Annotated in this window: 9 protein-coding genes; all 9 read right to left on the bottom strand. The window is 45.0% G+C overall.

The genetic code is table 11. The features are described 5' to 3' along the window. Nucleotides 1-17 precede the first annotated feature (17 nt). A complete protein-coding gene (locus AC58PQ_RS05810; protein ID WP_497241011.1) occupies nt 18-1700 on the bottom strand; it encodes an S-layer homology domain-containing protein in 1683 nt (560 codons plus the stop codon). 94 nt (nt 1701-1794) lie between these two features. Beyond that, complete coding sequence (locus AC58PQ_RS05805; protein WP_497241010.1) at nt 1795-6666, bottom strand: immunoglobulin-like domain-containing protein; 4872 nt, start codon at nt 6664-6666, stop codon at nt 1795-1797. A gap of 284 nt (nt 6667-6950) precedes the next feature. After that, nucleotides 6951-9614, bottom strand: coding sequence for a glycoside hydrolase family 38 N-terminal domain-containing protein (locus AC58PQ_RS05800; RefSeq protein WP_497241009.1), 2664 nt, complete (start codon nt 9612-9614; stop codon nt 6951-6953). A gap of 14 nt (nt 9615-9628) precedes the next feature. Beyond that, entirely contained in the window at nt 9629-10459 is an 831-nt protein-coding gene (locus AC58PQ_RS05795) for a carbohydrate ABC transporter permease (protein ID WP_497241008.1), read from the bottom strand. Beyond that, nucleotides 10459-11325, bottom strand: coding sequence for a carbohydrate ABC transporter permease (locus tag AC58PQ_RS05790; RefSeq protein WP_497241007.1), 867 nt, complete (start codon nt 11323-11325; stop codon nt 10459-10461). The genes AC58PQ_RS05795 and AC58PQ_RS05790 overlap by 1 nt, the downstream gene beginning before the upstream one ends. Nucleotides 11326-11416: 91 nt before the next feature. Then, nucleotides 11417-12730 (bottom strand): ABC transporter substrate-binding protein, encoded by a 1314-nt coding sequence (locus tag AC58PQ_RS05785; protein WP_497241006.1) that lies wholly within the window; start codon nt 12728-12730, stop codon nt 11417-11419. A gap of 182 nt (nt 12731-12912) precedes the next feature. Continuing rightward, nucleotides 12913-14505, bottom strand: coding sequence for a response regulator (locus tag AC58PQ_RS05780; RefSeq protein ID WP_497241005.1), 1593 nt, complete (start codon nt 14503-14505; stop codon nt 12913-12915). Continuing rightward, on the bottom strand, nt 14502-16256 hold the full coding sequence (locus AC58PQ_RS05775) for a sensor histidine kinase (RefSeq protein ID WP_497241004.1): 1755 nt from the start codon (nt 16254-16256) through the stop codon (nt 14502-14504). The genes AC58PQ_RS05780 and AC58PQ_RS05775 overlap by 4 nt, the downstream gene beginning before the upstream one ends. Nucleotides 16257-16422: 166 nt before the next feature. Beyond that, on the bottom strand, nt 16423-17301 hold the full coding sequence (locus AC58PQ_RS05770; RefSeq protein ID WP_497241003.1) for an ABC transporter ATP-binding protein: 879 nt from the start codon (nt 17299-17301) through the stop codon (nt 16423-16425). Nucleotides 17302-17303: the final 2 nt, after the last annotated feature.

The raw sequence follows: 17303 nt of genomic DNA, 5'->3' as shown, positions 1-17303 counted from the left end.
TATTTCATTATTTTCGTTTAATAGTTATAAATGTTATAGATTAATTGCGCCGCTTCCGCCCGAGTCGTTGTACCTTTCGGATAAAGTTTGTTATCGTAGCCGTTGATTAAACCTGACTGGACAAGAGCAGCAATACTGTTTGTAGCGTAATTTGAAATTTCCGGCGTATCTGTAAATGAGCCAAGATCGGATTCCGAAGCGTCGACTGTCAGCTGCCCGCTAATTCTAAGCGCTTTTTCCGTCAGCACCATCATATCCTCTCTTGTAATGGAAGCCTCGGGTTGGAATTGGTTATTTCCGCTTCCACCCGCAATGCCTGAGCCTCTGGCCATCCTTACGGCTTCGTCATAATATACGCCCTCGTTAACATCTGCAAATCGATCGCCTAGAGGTCCTTGCAAATTTAGCGTTCGCATTAACAGCAATAGAAAATCAGCTCGGGTTACTTGTTGCAACGGACTAAATTCGCTGTCTGTCGTACCATTAATAATTCCTTTGGATGCCAAAACTTCAATAGCATGCTTGGCCCAGTCCACGGATGCGATATCAGTAAATGATTTTTGAACGAACGAAATCGCATACGTGCTGAAGTGTGTCGTCGAGAACGTCACTAGACCTGTGGCAGCATTATACTTTCCATTCTGTACAGAATGAATGTTGCCTTCTCCATCGATATACCAGACGACGATATGCTCTGGATGTTTCTGTTCCTCCATAGTAGGAGAATAAGGTATGCTCACGATGACAGGGGCTTTCGGGTTATTGAAGGCAATGGTTTGGCCGCCGGATTGAACGGTGAGCTCAATGACCGGATGAGATCCGACTTTATTCTGTACGCTTGTGTCTAGTTTGCTGGTATCAGCTTGAGCGATAAGAAGCTCAGTCGTGCTATCAGTCAAATCGCCTTCTCGGAACATATTGCTTGGAATAACGATAGAAGCGATAGGTGTTTTGATTTCAATTTGATATTGGTTCTTATCGCTTGACATTAAATAAGAAGGTATCTGTTGCATATAGGTCGTTGCATCGGCTGTTTGCGGAATTTCAAGGCTGATTGTTCCTTTTCCACTTGGATCAGATTCGGCTTGCTTTTGAGCTTGTTCCCATGCAGCTGCGTCAACGGTAGACGTTGCTATATTTGTTGCAGAGTCGACCTTCACTTCAGGTGAGAGTATGATCGGCCCTGATTTCGTTCCGCCTTTGCCGCCTCCAGTAGAGGTTGCAGGCTGTATATGGACAGATACTTTCCCCTTAACTGAAATATGAGTAGCATCTAACTCCGAATTCACCAATTTCACGCTGTCCAGCACAATATCGGCCGTTCCTTCACCTTTGGCCTCAAAGGTTAATTCCGCCAATTTTGCGTCTCCGCTTTGACCAGGCGTATTTCCAGTTCGCGTATGTGCGATTTGAATGTTGTTCCCATTCACAATCGGTTTTATAGCATAGCCACCGCTTTGGCTGACACCGCTCACAAACGTAATCTTGCTCGAATCATACATTACATTAACCTCATACGCGTACATGTCGCTTAACTGTTTGCCATTCACCGTTACTTGAAAGCTGGCACCTGCCGTAGGGCTTGCGTTAGATAGGGACAATAGAACCTGCGGACCAGCTTCTGCATGAATGACATTTTGGGGAAATGTAGTCACAATCAAAAGGAATGCCAGCACATAGGCGAGCAGTGTTTTCTTCATTGGATAAGTCACCCTTTCTTCATTCCTTTGCCGTACAGAACATAATTAGAAAAAAGGAGGAACTTGCGTCCCCCCCACATCATCATTGATCGGTTTACTGCAGCATAGCTCTGGCCACGATGGCCAAGTCGCTAATATCAACCTGACCGTCTTTATTGACATCCGCTCTGGCGTTCCAATCGTCTTGACCAGGTTGTTTGCCATAGCTTGCCGAAACCATAGCCAAGTCCCCAATAGAAATAATACCATTTCCACTGACATCTGCTGTTATTTTTTTGTTGTCAAATGCCAGAACTGCCGCTGCAAGCGCAGCTTTGGCATTATTCACCTCAACCTGAGTTGCATTCGGATCATTAGCTGACACACTCGCTGCACTTATGGCCGACTGAAGAATTGCCTTTGAACCCGTCAAATACTTCCCATCCATATTTCCTTCTACTGCAGCATGATACTTCGCCTGAGCGCTTGAGATTAAAGCGTTCAGTGATGTCTTATCCACTGGCACTGCAGGTAAAATAATTTGTGTGCTGGAAGAGGCTCCGTTAATTTGCAGTTCGTGTCCTTGACCGTTGGCAATGGTAAAACTGCTTACGCCAAAGGATGTATTCGTAACTTGAGTTACAGCTTTAGCGATGAAGCTAAATTTCAGTAAATCACCTTGCGGAACAAAGCCATCAGGGTTCGTGCTTGCAAGAATAATCTGAACATGTCCAGGCACTGTCTCTTGTTGAACGATGACTTGCAATCCGTAAACAAGTGAGGTCACTGTACCCAACTGCATATTCACCGCATCATAATGAAGCGTCAGCCCTTGCGCATTGATAAGCTTGAATTCACTTTGTGTAACGTTGCTCAGTCCCATAGTCACATCCAATGCTTCCCCAGCTATTACCTGCTGCCCACTGGTGAGGGTAGCCTGAGGCGATACGGATACTGGCGCTGGTAAAACCGTCACGCCGATGCTTGTTGTCAGTGCTACGTTGTCCGGATTTGCAACTCCGTCAGGCAAAGTTACTGTTCCGTTCATAGTGAACGTCTGGCCTGCTGGTGAGGACGGGTTATAGGATGAAGCATACACATCCCATGTCACATTGGCATCTAGGCTACCCGCCGTATCAGTTACCAACTGGACTGTTGTTGGCAATCCAAGAGCTACTGCCGTCTTCGCCGTTCCGTTTGCCACTCCTGTGATGGAAGCCGGTGCTGTTATTTGAACAGCTTTTGGTGCTACTGGAATTGTTTCCTTTAATACGTTAAGTACGAACGTCTTTGTGTCCGAAACAGTACCTTTGGTGATCGTTGCTGATAGCCTTACAGTCGCTTCAGATTCGGAAGATAACGGGCGGGTTACCTTACCGTTCGCGTCGATGATAGATGGAGCATCACTGCTCCATGTAATTATTGCCCCGTTCGCACCGTTCTTTATCAAATAAACGTTTTCCGTTACACCTGCTTCGCTGTCACCCTCCGCGTAGCCGATAGCAAGATTCGCTTTATCCAATGCGACGTCCATCTGGTCTGTGTTCCTGCGCAAAATATATGTCTCTCCTGCAACAGTATTGAAGGTAACAGTGACTTCGCTTGCCCAGTTTGGGGCGGTTCCGGTGGTGGTTTCAATCTCATGGCCGGATGAGTCAAAGACATCGACGCCAACAGCCCAGGGAGAGGCAATGGTCAACGCTTTGCCCGCCTCACTCTTGATAGTCACGCTTTGCACCTCGTTTGACGCTCCGTCGTAAGCAGCGGACACAACGAAGGCTCCCGGCGCGCGCAGTCTGGCAAAAGTTGCGTTCTTTCCGCTCACCCAGTTCGGGAACACCTTCATAACGCCCAGATCACTCATGAGCAGCATGCTGTTGATCGCCTCGGTCGCGCCGATCTTCTCCACGCCGTGCACACCATCACTGATGCGCAGATTGGGTTGAATCTGGGATCTGATCGTGTTGGTCATTTTTCCTAAGACAACATCAGCGGGGTATCTGGCATGAACCGCATCGTTGAAGATTCTGGGGAAATTGTTGATCTGGCTCCACGCGCTTGTGCCGAACACGTCGATTGTGTTTCTAGCGATCTGCTGAGCGCTATTCGAGGAGTAGTAACCCAACTGACCGCCGGGGACAACGGTGTCCAGCGGTATGATGTTTCCATCTGCCGGGACAGGATTGGCCAGATCTACCCACTGCCCACTTTTCATTTCCTTCTCCGCGAGGGAATAGACCTGCTTGCCATTCCATACACTGGTCGGCTGCGGAGCGAGGTGATCGAATAGATCCTGCCAGTGCGCCCTCCGATCCGTGTCTCTGTCCAGCGTGACGCTAGCGGCAATCAATTCAGACAATACATTCTTTAGTGCCGCAAGTTCCACCGCTGGGTTTTTGGCCCACGAGCCCTCGTTGTAACCCGCGTACAATGTATACGTGCTGCCGGTCTTGTCGAGCCAAGCGTCATAGAAGTTCACGCATTTCTTAAGATAGTCATAGACGTAGGTTTCCAGATACGTTTTATCCTGCGTATAGTGGTAATATTGAATCAAAGGATAACTGCTGAAAGCGGCGTTGAGCGCCTCGGACAGATAATGATCATCAGTGACGGTGCCCCACGGTCCAATACCCACCGGATATAAAACCGCGTCAGCGATTCCATTTTGCAGTTCCGGACGGCTGTTAACGTAGCTTGAGTTGATGCTTTTGAGCTGATTCGGGTCCGCAGCGCGTCTCATACCCTCGGGCACGAAGCTCAAGATCGCCTCTCCTGCCGGCAGCGACAAGTCGGAGCGGTTGCTGGAGTTGGCTCCGAAAAACGTCGCGATGAAGTTGTAGTTGAGATGGTAATCGGACGACCAGGTGGGATTGTCGGTGGTATGCCATATCCCATAAAGACCCGGGGCAACTTTGCCGGATTTGGCGGTGCTGCCAAGGAGATACTGTGCACCGTAATAGTATTTCTGAACGTCCGCGTAGTCCGGGATGTTGATGTAGGAGGCAGACCAGAAATTTTTCCACCAGCTTTGATGATCGGCCAGCAGGGTCTGAACCTCTTGAGCGCCGGTGATCGGCGATAGCAGAGCACTCGCCTCGGAGACCGGATCGGTCGTAAGCAGATTGTTCGTTGCGTTGTAGGTCTTTCCGCCGCCGCCGATTGCTGTGACAATCTGCACCGTCTGACCGGCATCCAGCGTAAACGCCGTGGTGCCCATACCTTTCAAGCTGTTGACAGAGACCGTGCTTATAGCACCCAGCAACTTGGTTGCCAAAGCCGCCTTCGACGTCCATGAGTTCGGGTTTAGCGGCGCGTTGTTGAATGTCGCCCTTGTGGTTACCACGTTTCCGTCAACTTTGGCAGCAGTAGCCGGATATTGTGGGTTGTCCGCTTTACCCCATGTGTTTACCTCCAGATCGACTGGCTGGGTTCCCAAAGACGTGAGTTCTGTAACCAGCATGTTTTTCGAGGACGATAGCCATGTGTTCATTGACAGATTCACACCATTGATAGTTAGCTTGGTCTGGATCTGCGCGTTCAAGATATCCTGCTTCTCATACGTCGGCATATTTAGAGATTTGCTGTAGAGTTCCAGCTCATGGATACGCAGCACATTCTCCTTGCCCGCCTCAGCAGATGCTTTCGTAACCCACAGCCGCACATAGCGCGCAGTGACCGGAGCAGCAAGATTCCTGTTCACAGTAGCCGCGTCGTTGCCTGTCACAGAGTCCATATTGACCCAACCACTCTGCGCTGTGACATTGTTCCAGCTAACGCCACTCTCGTCAGACAGGTATTGCAGCGCAAAATCCTTGGTGTTGCGCGTGACAGGCTCGCCCACCAAGCTTGCGTTATACAAACTGTAGCTGGCAATCGTCTTAGGCTCTCCCAAATCGATGATCGCCCAGTGCGGGTTCGGAAGGGTTGTGTCGGAGACCCATTTCTTATTGGTATCGTTGGATATGCCGTCAACCAACAGTCCCGAACCGAAGCCGGACTGGAAATCGGAAACCATCACCAGCCGATTCAGCGCAAGGTTCGGATTCCCCAGGACGGGCGCAGTTTGCTTCGGACCCTCATAGAGTTCAAACTGTCCGATTCTGGCGCGTGGATTGGGATCGGTGTTGCTCTGCTGCAGCGGATTGGTGATGTACAGCCGGAAATGCGCGGAGGTGACAGAAGCGGGCAAGTTCGCGTCGTACACATCATTTGTGTTGTTGTCGACGACGGATACGTCCGTCCAGACAGCACCCGGGCCTCCCGTTTCACTGACTTGCAGGCGGAACGCACTCGTGTTGTTCATGCTGACGCCACTGCGTACTGCGCCATCGTTCTTAACTACCCACCGTTGCACGGTGATCGGCGCGTTATACTGGAGCTCCAGCCAGTGGGTCCTACCGACCGAAGTCACCCAGCCATAGCCGCTAGGGGACGTCTGGAAATTGCCGTTTACCGCCGTGGCCGGATAGAAAGTGTCATGGGTTGAACTCGCCGTTACAGCTTTGTAAGTCGGGGCTAAATTTGTATTGCTAACCTGAATGGATTTCTGTTGGATCGTGATGCCGCCGATGGGCAGAGGTTTAGTATTATTGTTTCCGCTGTTAAACACGCCTTTCAGATCTCCTGCTGAAATGAAGTCAGACTTTGAGATCAGGAATGTCTTTTGCTCTTTCGCGCCTGCCGATGTTATCCCCACATCACCGTTCCCAAGCAGAGCTGTGTTGGGTATTTTGTCGGAAATGGCACCACTGTATCCGTCGCCGTTCCATTCTCCGTAATTCTTGCCTACGATCTCACTGATGGTTCCCCAGTCATCTATACCCGCTGTTTCTGCGAATTGCGTTCCTGAGACGACATCGCCTGATTCAACCGCGTCGATGTCGTCAGCCGCCAGCGCGGATGGCAAACTCCAAGCCGTTGCACTTAAACAAAGACTAAGAATCAGCGCCTGAGAACCAATGCGTTTCAGTGCCCTTGAAATTTTCATAGTAATCCTCCTTGTATAATCGAGTTTATCTTTCAATTAAATCAATAAGGCGCGAAATACATGTGCATCGATTTGTTTAACCCCTCTTCGCAATCGGCTCTACAGACAAAATCTGAACTACATACCCCATCCCCCCCCTAAAAACTTCATGCTTTTAGGTTTACTGACTAATAAAGGTTAAAGCCTGTTTGCGCTAATACACTCCACATTTTCTAAAAAAAGCTTTAATGAAAGAAGCATCTTCCATTAAAGCTTAAACACCAGTCACCTGGCAGGCTTATTTCCTACGATCCAAGTTTTTCTTTCAGATTGACGAGCATATACTGCATTTGCTTGGCTTCCATTGTAACCGTGAAAGTTCCCTCATGAATGCCGGATATCTCCGATTGAATCTCTTCCAATACATTCGTTCTGAATGCCGTTTCGATTATTCGGTTAGGAAAGCGCAACGTCGTATTAACCTCTTGATCAGCATGGTTGATAAGGCGTACTAGCATTCCCTTACCTTCCTCCACCGGCTTCAAATCGAATAATTGAACGCAATCTTCGCTTACTTCTATAAATTGGCCTGCACTTTCCTCTTTACAATCGACGACAGGCGTTGCAAGTATGGATGAAACGGCTCGAGTAGCCGAGATCATTGTATCCACTGGATCGAAGGAGGTGAAGGTAGACAGGATATACGTGAATGAAACAAAACCCGGTTGACGTCCTCTGAAGTTCGTATCCCAGTAATTATTCATCGGCCAAGCCAGCAGTAAAGGCTTTTCTTTCTTGTCTATCGTCATCTGCTCTTTGCCGAAATTGAAGTCACCGACCTGAACGAGCGGTGCATCAGGACAGCTCAATGTCACACCATGCCCTCCATCATAAACCGATACGCTTTTATCTACCGTGATATAATCCCTAGACACACCTGGCAATTGCTGCGTATCCAATTCAACCAATTGACCAGCCGTATCATAATGGCAGCGCCACGCCTGCAAATTTAACGGTAATGCGAAATAAGTCCCTTCAGGTGTCGTGATGTCTTGTTTGAAGAATGAGGCTTTCATTTCAATATCTGACTTGTAGCTAAAGAAGGTGAATCTCTGCTCCAGCTGTTCCACGCCTGGTGCGTCCCAACTAATAATCAATGTTGCGCTATGCGCGCTTCGCTCTACACGGCAGTAATTAAATCGTGTATACGTAAGTCTTTTAGCCTTCCAGTTATGGTTCCATTGGCTAATGCTGTTGTTGCCATCTTCAATATCTCTAGGATGGATGGCGCTTCGGTTATTCTGATGATAAACCGTATCAACCGTCTCCTGAACGTATTGGAACAAGGTCCACGGGCTGGATGGATCGAGCACTTCCCAACTTTGCTGCTTATCAAATAAACTCGTAATTCGACCTGTTAAAGGATCGAAGCTGCAGGAATGGAATGGGGTTTCAATTGCACCCTGCTCCACTGTAATCTCTCTAAACCAAGGTCCTTCGCCATCCGTGCCAATAACACCCTTGCTCGCCTGTATCTCCTGTGACAATTCAACTTCCCTAAGCCCTTGAAATGGAATCTTGCGCCAGCTAAATGGAGGTAGCGTAACCGTGCCATAGCTTGTCCCCATATGATTATGTTCGATATTCATCAACACTTGTCGCATGCGGTCCGCACTTAAATGTCTCCCTGGCAATCGAAAACTGGAAGGAATCTGTAAGTCATGCGTCACAGCCACCGAAGATGGATTGATGAGCATGATGCCTTCTGGCGTTAATGATTGCAAAGGATTGTTCGCAAGCTTCTCCAAATGCGTATTCAGCAGGTAGCCTGTTAAACTATTTGCCATATAGGCATAATGGGCTTTATGCATCCATTGGATGTCAACATTGATATGATCAGGCTTCCAAACCGAATCAGATGCCCCCCAGGTGTGCTCATCATACAACTGGATTTGATTCCAAGCTTCCTGTTTCGTTTCGGTAAAAGATGGATCTTCTACTTGCCCAAAGGCATCCAGCAGCTCAACCGCTTTCATCCCTTGCTTGGTTCTGCGATTCAGTTTGGTTTCTTTGGCGGAACTAGCTGAACCAAAATTCCAATAGTCCGTCCAATCTCCTGCATGAACAGGCAATCTCGCCGCATGCTCGTTAACTCTTGCATATAATTGTTCGGGCGTTACGAACGAGATCTGAATACCTCTGTCTTCGCTGTTCCATGTTTTAAGTAATTGTGCCAAATCGCGGTCTGGCGGATTGTTATCGTACAGCGGCAAATTCGTTGCGGTTAAATAAGCAAAATCAAATGGATATTCCGGATTTGATTCAATCTTCCGCAAATATTTCGACAGACCCTGAGCCATGATGTCCGTATTCATCGCATTGACGTCGCCGATTTGGCTGAAAAGCGAATAATGTTCACCATTGAAGGTTAGCAGTTTTCTGTGATCTGGTGCTTGCCAATGAAACGCGTTCGGTCTATTGAATGGAACGCCGCCAAAGTGGATGTTGATGCCCATAATGAAAAACTCGATGCCGGCATCGAGCAGCAGCTGATTATACGACCATGGCTGACCATTGATATCATGATGAACAGCCGTCTTTATTTCGATACCGAATTGGCTTCGCAAATGACGAATCGGGTACAGCATCTTCGCAATTTCCTCTGCAGAGCAGAGCGGCGTCGAATGCATGTAAGAGCCAGAGATACTCATTTGTCCGTTATGCAAGAAATGCTTAAAACGATCAACTTGAGCTGGCTTCGCCTTTTCCAACCAGCGCAGAACAGGATAGCTTGACTCACAGGTCCAACGGAATCGATTGACCTCCGCCCAATCCTCGGTGAGTTCGCACAGATCCAAAGCTTGATCGATATAATGCCTTTGCATTTCCAATAATATAGGCTGAGCATGTGTATATCCAACATCCATATGGCTGTGGTGCAGCACGAGCACTTCTTTGATTTTTGACATTGTATTCATCCTTCCTAACCTTTTAATGAACCTGAGGTTATTCCTTCTACGAATTGTTTCTGAAGTGCAAGGTACAACACAATAATTGGAAGCGAAGCTATGAACATCAAAGAGAACATCTGCCCCCAATTCACCGAAAACTGTCCGATGACTCGATAAATTCCTGCCGTTATCGTAGTTCCCTTGATGGGTCCGATAATAATTAACGGATTTAGAAAATCGTTCCAAACCCACAAACTGATGAAAATGATCACGCTCGAAGTACACGGACCAAGCAAAGGAAAGATGATTGTCCAAAAGGTTCGCAGTGGACTTGCCCCATCAATGGAAGCTGCTTCATCCAACTCTCTCGGTAATGTCCGAATAAATCCTGAATACATAAAAATGCCAAATGGAACATAGTACCCCATATAAAAGAGAATGAGGCCAGTCTTCGTGCTCATTAAATGAACTAAAACCAAGACTTTAACAATTGGAATAAGAATAATGGTCGTTGGCACCATGAGGCCAAACAGGAAAAAGATAAGAAGTAATCTTGTCTTCTTGTTATCGTTTCGAACCAGATAATAAGCTACCATGGACGAAGAAACGATTACGACGACTATAGAAATGACGGTAATCACAGTGCTATTCCACATACTGGTCAATATTAGGTGATCCGGCCTTAATAGTACGCCTTTTAGATTATCCAAAGTGAATTGTGTTGGAAAACTCAAAGGATTGTCCATAACGCTCTTGTTATCTTTGAAAATATTGACAAGAACCATGTATAAGGGTAGAAAAAATATGAATGTGATACAAAGCGTAAACAAAGCATGTGCTCTTGCAAACCATCCGGATAGCATTAGTATTCAACCTCCCGGCGTTTCAAAATGCTGACCACAAAAACAGAAATACTACCAATTAACAAAAACAAAACAACAGCCATACTTGAAGCGTACCCCATTTGATTCTCTACGAAGCCCATATTGATAATTTTCAAAGAGATGGTTTCAGTAGTTGTGCCTGGCCCGCCATTCGTCAATACAACAACTTGGTCGAACACTTTAAAGCTGGCTATTAAAAGCATAACGGTGTTTATCGTAATTCCCGGAGCAAGCAGCGGAAACGTGATATGCTTGAACTTCTTCCAACGATTACACCCATCTATAGTAGAGGCTTCGTATAAGTCGCTCGGAATGCTTTGTAGCATAGCGAGGAAGATGACCGTACAAAAACCCATCGATTGCCAAACAATAACGGCGATAATGGAATATACAACAATGTGCGTATTTGCAAGCCAGCTCGTTCCACTAAGACCAATGTAGCCCAGAAGTTTGTTCAACACGCCATCATTAGTAAGAATAATGGACCATATAAACCCAACAATGACGGGACTCAATATTTGCGGGGTAAAAAAAACGGTTCTTGCTGTGTTATAAATCCATCCTTTAAAGTTTACTAATAGAGCTGAGAGCAATCCCAGCGCATTCGACGCCAATGTCACAATAAAAGCGATTATGCAAGTAACGATGATGGCATGTCCGAAAGCGCTATCTTTCATAAGATCCGTATAGTTAGCTATTCCTACCCATTTAAAATCCGTGTACAGCGGGTTAAAATTTGTAAAGCTGTAATATATACAAAGGATGATCGGTAGTATGACAAAAACTAAATAAATAATCAGTCCATGTGATACAAAGAGAAAGAAGTTGGAAATCCTATTGTTCAATGCCTCCACACCCTTCAGATTTTAAGAATAGGGAGAAGATAACTACTTCCCTTCCCCCTATTCAAACATCTATTTATTTATTGTTATAGCTTTACTTCGTGCGCGCAGCAATTTCATCCCATTTTTTATCCAGTGCCGCCAATTCTGAATCTACGGACTTGCCAAGAATAATATTTTGAGCAGATTTGTTAATTTCATCCGTCATGCCGGTAATCATGGCTGCGTCGCCGTTTTCCCATCCGAATGCATTAATTTTCTTGCCTTGCGTATTGATATCAATAACTTTTTGGAACAATGGTGAATATTTGAAATCCACTTTCTGGCCTTCTAACGGAATTAAAGCATCAGATTTAACAATTTCAACGACATTCTGTGGATCAGTTACGAATGCTGTTGCGAACTCTTGCGCCGCTGCAGGGAATTTACTCGAAGCGCTAACAAAAGCAGGACCGCCAACTGAATATGCGCTGAGGACGGATCCATCATCGGTAGGTACCGGGAATACGCCAACTTCGATATCTTTCTGACCATCAGCAGCAGCTACGAACCAAGACCCCATCGGATACATCGCGCCTTTGCCTTTGAGGAATGCTTCTTGCAATTGAGAGTAGCCGATACTTAATCCGTCTTCGTTGAAGGATTTGGAATCATATAGGCTCTTCCATTTCAGCACAGCATTTTTAAACAACGGATCGGAGAACTTCACTTCACCTTTTTTACGTTTGCTGACCCAGTCTGGTGTTTTGCCATAGACATCTGCACTGATAATGCCGTCCAACAGGAACGTCGTTGACCAAGGATCTTTAGCGCCACCATACAGCAATGGCGTTACGCCGGAAGCTTTAAGCTTTGCAGTGACATCCACGAATTCTTTCCAAGTTTTCGGTTCAGTCACGCCAGCGGTTGCGAACATTTTTTTGTTATAGTAAATGTAAGGGATCGTTTGCGCACCCCAAGGAAGCTGATAAACCTTTCCGTCAATTGCAAGCCCGTCTGCACCTGGAACTCTTTTAACATATTGATCTTCGAATGCCATAATCGATTTGGAAGCTAGGAAATCTTGAGCGGATATAGACATTAACACGTCTGGGAACTGACCTGTCGCAAGCAATTGTTTTGCGTATTTTGTACGATCTGTATCTGGGGATACGATTTTGTTAATCTTAATGTTAGGATGTTTGTCCGTAAATCTCTTAATCGCGGCATCCCAAAACTGTGCTGTCAAGTTAGGTGTTTCAAACACAAGTACACTTAGTTCAGCTGGCGTTGCTTCGGCAGCTTTCGCAGGAGCTGCCGAAGCAGTTGCGGATGAACTCGGTGAACTAGTAGACGAATTGGATGTACCGCATGCAGCAAGGGATGTCGTAACGAGCATCGCCATGCTCAAGGTCAAGAATTTTTTCATTTTAGTGCCCCCTATTGAGTGATTTGTTTTACATTTTTATTATATAATCTACTTTTGTCGACAAAAAGTGCAGAAATTAAAGTTTGACTCTATATATTAATGCAGTTTTAATTTCTAAACTGTTCCAATTAAAAAATGCCCCAGGATATGGAAATGATCCCGAGGCATTTATCATACATGGTTTATATTCCTTTTTTAAATTCCATGGGGGATTTGCCAGTAATTCTTTTGAACTGACTGAAAAAGTAATTCGTCTCGGTATAGCCAACTTTTCCGGCGATATCCTTGGCATTTTCATCGGAAATCAATAAAAGATTTTTCGCCTTGTTAATTCGCACATGATGCAAATACTCGTTGAATTGCTGCCCTAATTCGATCTTAAGACGCTTTCCAAGATAAGGCGCCGAGATATGAAACTGCTGCGATAATTGCTGCAGGGTCAAGCCATCCATATAGTGAGCATCGATGAATTTAATCACTCTCTCCACGATATTCGTATTTCTGTTCATCTTAAGTTTCTGCAAAGTTTGAAGCAGCTTACTGGCTATTTGCCAAAAATGCTCGTACAACTTCTCCTTGCTGTCGGCATAGAAAAGCTCATCTACTAACTTCTGAAAGTCGCTTGTGTGCTCATGGATCTCAAATTCCATTTCGCGCAGATTACTCAAACATCTTAATGCAAAGTCGATTAGAGCAGTTCGGATTAAATGAATATCTGGTACCTGGATCTCTTGTAATCGTTTTCCAACACATTCCAACTCAACGAGAATTTCCTCAAATGCTTGATTTTCCAATAATTGATTTAAATGACTGATGCCCAGTTCCTTGGATAAAGCTTCTATCTTCGTTTCCCGATCCTTCTTCGTATAATCGATGACCGATGCGGATTCGACGAAATAGCGATAGTCATACAACTCCATCGCGCTTTGATAAGATAGATGAATATCTCTCCAGAACGCACAGGGCCTACCGATGAACGCAACGACTTGAATTTTTAGTACATTCAGTATTAAATCCGTAATATCTTTCATTCGGTTACTTATTGCAGCTTGGCTGGATTGTTTAATTCCAGCAAATAAGAAAATCGTTTGGCTACTTTGATTCCCAAAGATGTATACGCTGCCATTTCCCCCGATCGCTTCTTGAGCCACATTACGAATCGCAAATTCGCAGAGTTGCCTCTCTTCTAACAACGGAACATTCTTTTGTCTTGTGATCGTATCCATGACAACGACTTGAAAAGCGCCCTCTTGAAGGTTGATATTCAACATTTCGCACTTCTCGTTGACGTCTCGTATAGAGTAGTTGTTCATCACGATCTGATTCAACATATTATTTTTCATGAGCAGCGTTCCTTCGAACAACTCTTGGGATTTACGGTACTCTATGAGAAGTGATTCCTGAATTTGCCCCAGTGAACTTATCAGCTCATCTTTATTGATCGGCTTTAACAAATAGTTGTCTATGCCCATCGTCATTGCTTCGCGAAGATAACGAAACTCGTCGTATCCGCTAATGATCAGAACTCTGAAGCGATAATCGGCCTTTCGGATCCTACTTAGCAATTCCAGTCCTGTGCAAACATCCATTTGAATATCCGTAATAACCAAGTCAATTTGCTTATTAGTTTGAAGAAACTCCCACGCATCCTCCCCATCTTCAAACAATCCAACTACTTCGAAACCTAAGCTCTCCCAATCGATCATCGCATTCAAACCTTCTCGGATCATCGGCTCATCGTCGACAATGATTACTTTTCGCATAAATTGACTCATGGATTCACCTCGATTCTCGGAATATTAAGTGTAATTTCAGTACCTTCGCCGATCCGACTATCGATGTCCAATCCGAATTGCTCCCCGAAGATTAACCGCAGTCTTGCATGCACATTCATGATTCCAATGGATGGCATATCTTTCGAATCCAAAATGGGCATTTGGAGACTAGCTCTTAGTCGAACCAGCTCATCCAGCGCAATTCCTTTCCCATTATCCATGACGGTTATTTTGATCATATTTTGATCTTCTGACACTTTAATTTGAATTTCAATTTCTTTTCCTTTATTCATAGCATGCTTGAAAATATTCTCAATGATCGGTTGCACTGAAAACTTGACGATTCGTTGATTTTGAAGATGAGCCGGGAAGTCAATGTGAAATTGCAATTTGGGATAACGGAATTCTTGGAGCTTCAAGTAATATTCAACATAGTATAGCTCCTCGTAAAGCGTCACGTCCGTTTCTTTATTTCTGATATTCCATCTGAAAATTTCGCTTAACCGATAGATCGTGTCAGACAGACTTAAGTTATTTTCTTTGATGGCCTGCATACGAACGATTTCCAACATATTGGATAAAAAGTGCGGGTTGACCTGTGAGTGAAGCAACTGCAGCTCCGCCTCTTTCGACTTGATCTCGAGGACATATTCCTTTTGGATGAATTCAGTTAACTTTTGAATCAATTGGTTATATGTATCTTCCAAAACGGTGAATTCATCTTTTTTTTGTATTTGGATCGGCTGGATGAATTCTCCAGGTTTATATTTTCGCATATTTCGAGTCAAGGTGTTGACCCGCTTAGACAACACCCTAGTGATATAATAAGCCACGAATATATTTAAGACAATGATAGCCGCGAGTGTAATCCATTCATTTTTCTTCATAGCACGTATGTTATCGATCAGTTTTTCTTTGGAAATCATCATCGTAAAAGTCATGTCATCCGTCGAGTTGCTGACTTGCGTAACGAAATAATTGGTCGAGGAAAGCTGTTCCGTATCGATATTTGACTGACGATCCTCCATCGGAATGGCGTTGCCCCACATCCGGATCCTTCCGTTAGCATTCTTTAATTCGACCATGGAATCTGACCTGAGATGACCTCCCTCTTGTTGCAAAAACGAAGTATTCATGCTTACAATCAGGTTACCAACAGGCTTACTTCTCACAAGATCACCTGGATCGTTCAACTTTAATATAAAAACTAACGCGTTGTTACCGAGGCTTTCGTTCATTCCTGCTTCTGCTACTGGGTACACTCTCACGTATTCATCATTCAAAAGTGAAGTCATTGTTTTGAAATTAGGCAATCGTCTTGGATCAAAATACCTGACGAATGCGAAATTTGTCTCATCCGTATTTCTTATAAACGATATCGAATGTATGTTCATGTCTGCATAAGCCATGGACTGCAGCATTTGTTCAATTTCCGCTTTCACCTTTAATTCATCAGCTTGTGTGGTTCCTTTATATCTTTTGATTTTCTCTAACACAGATTCGCTTTGATTGGTTTCAAAAAACAAGGAGAATACGTTTGAGCGGATTTGCTGTAATTTATGATTATAAACATCCTGGATATTACGTAAATCTGTGCGAGCATACTCATACTCCCGGTCTTGAATAAATCGATCTACACGGATAATGTTCAGTTGACCACCCATCAAAATAATGATCGTTTGAATAAAAATAACGGCAATAAAAACCTTTGCGAACAATGAGGAGTTCATCTTTTTTATGATATTTTTCATGACTATCTCCTTGGTGAATTATTGGGCTTGATTCGCACATCTGTAATCTATGAATAGTTTAACCTCAATGTTCTCAATTGTTAATAGAATTTTTCCACTTATTTAAGCATAAAAAAAACTGCCTTTCTCGAGGAGAAAAAAGCAGCGGGAATTCCTATTTTAACACCTACTCAGGTGGCGACAACACAATGCTGCCCTGAGCAAATTCGACTTTCACCTTATTCGCCTTCTTTAACCCCAATGTTTCAAGATAGCCATTTGGCAACTGCAGGCGACCTGCTTTATCCAGCACCACATATTCAACATGTGTTTCCTGTTCATCTATAGCGCAGCCCTGCTCAAGCTCAGTTAGTTCTTCACTGTAAGCGCGTTTGCGTAACATTTCCGATGAGATTTTACCGTCTCTAATGGCTACAACTCTATCTACATTCTTCGCTAACTCAGGATCGTGCGTCACGATGACGATCGTGATGCCGAGTTCCCGATTCAGCCTGCGAAACAGGTTGAGAATTTGTGATGCCATACGCGAATCAACCGAGCCAGTAGGCTCATCAGCTAACAGCAGTTTGGGATGATTGGCAAGCGCAATTGCGATTGCGACACGTTGTTGCTCCCCTCCCGACAATTGGTGCAGCTTGTTATTCGCCCGGTGGCTTAATCCAACCGAATCCAGGAGTTCGAGCGCCCTTAGACGTTTCGGTTTGCCCATCAACATCATCGGCATCTCAATGTTTTCCAGTGCGGTTAAGTACGGAATCAGATTACGCGCATTGTTTTGCCAAACAAAACCTACAGATTCTCGTTTATAGGTAACAAAATCGCGTTCTGTGAATTTCAATAAATCTTTCCCATCAACCATCAAGCTTCCTGCCGATGGCCGGTCAAGCCCGCCAAGCATATTCAACAGTGTTGATTTGCCGCTTCCGCTGTTGCCGATGATCGCCATCAGTTCTCCGGTCTCTACCTGCAAATCCAATCCTTGCAGCGCAAACACCTCGAGTTCATCTACTTTGTATATTTTCACTAATCCTTCGCATTGAATCATGA

The sequence above is a fragment of the Paenibacillus sp. J22P143 genome (assembly GCF_059692035.1).
This window is presented reverse-complemented; position numbering and strand designations above follow the sequence as displayed.

Bases quoted from the DNA above. Each gene is read 5' to 3' on its own strand.
- AC58PQ_RS05805 (WP_497241010.1), bottom strand. From the start codon at position 6,666: ATGAAAATTTCAAGGGCACTGAAACGCATTGGTTCTCAGGCGCTGATT.
- AC58PQ_RS05780 (WP_497241005.1), bottom strand. From the start codon at position 14,505: ATGAGTCAATTTATGCGAAAAGTAATCATTGTCGACGATGAGCCGATG.
- AC58PQ_RS05785 (WP_497241006.1), bottom strand. From the start codon at position 12,730: ATGAAAAAATTCTTGACCTTGAGCATGGCGATGCTCGTTACGACATCC.
- AC58PQ_RS05770 (WP_497241003.1), bottom strand. From the start codon at position 17,301: ATGATTCAATGCGAAGGATTAGTGAAAATATACAAAGTAGATGAACTC.
- AC58PQ_RS05810 (WP_497241011.1), bottom strand. From the start codon at position 1,700: ATGAAGAAAACACTGCTCGCCTATGTGCTGGCATTCCTTTTGATTGTG.
- AC58PQ_RS05795 (WP_497241008.1), bottom strand. From the start codon at position 10,459: ATGCTATCCGGATGGTTTGCAAGAGCACATGCTTTGTTTACGCTTTGT.
- AC58PQ_RS05800 (WP_497241009.1), bottom strand. From the start codon at position 9,614: ATGTCAAAAATCAAAGAAGTGCTCGTGCTGCACCACAGCCATATGGAT.
- AC58PQ_RS05775 (WP_497241004.1), bottom strand. From the start codon at position 16,256: ATGAAAAATATCATAAAAAAGATGAACTCCTCATTGTTCGCAAAGGTT.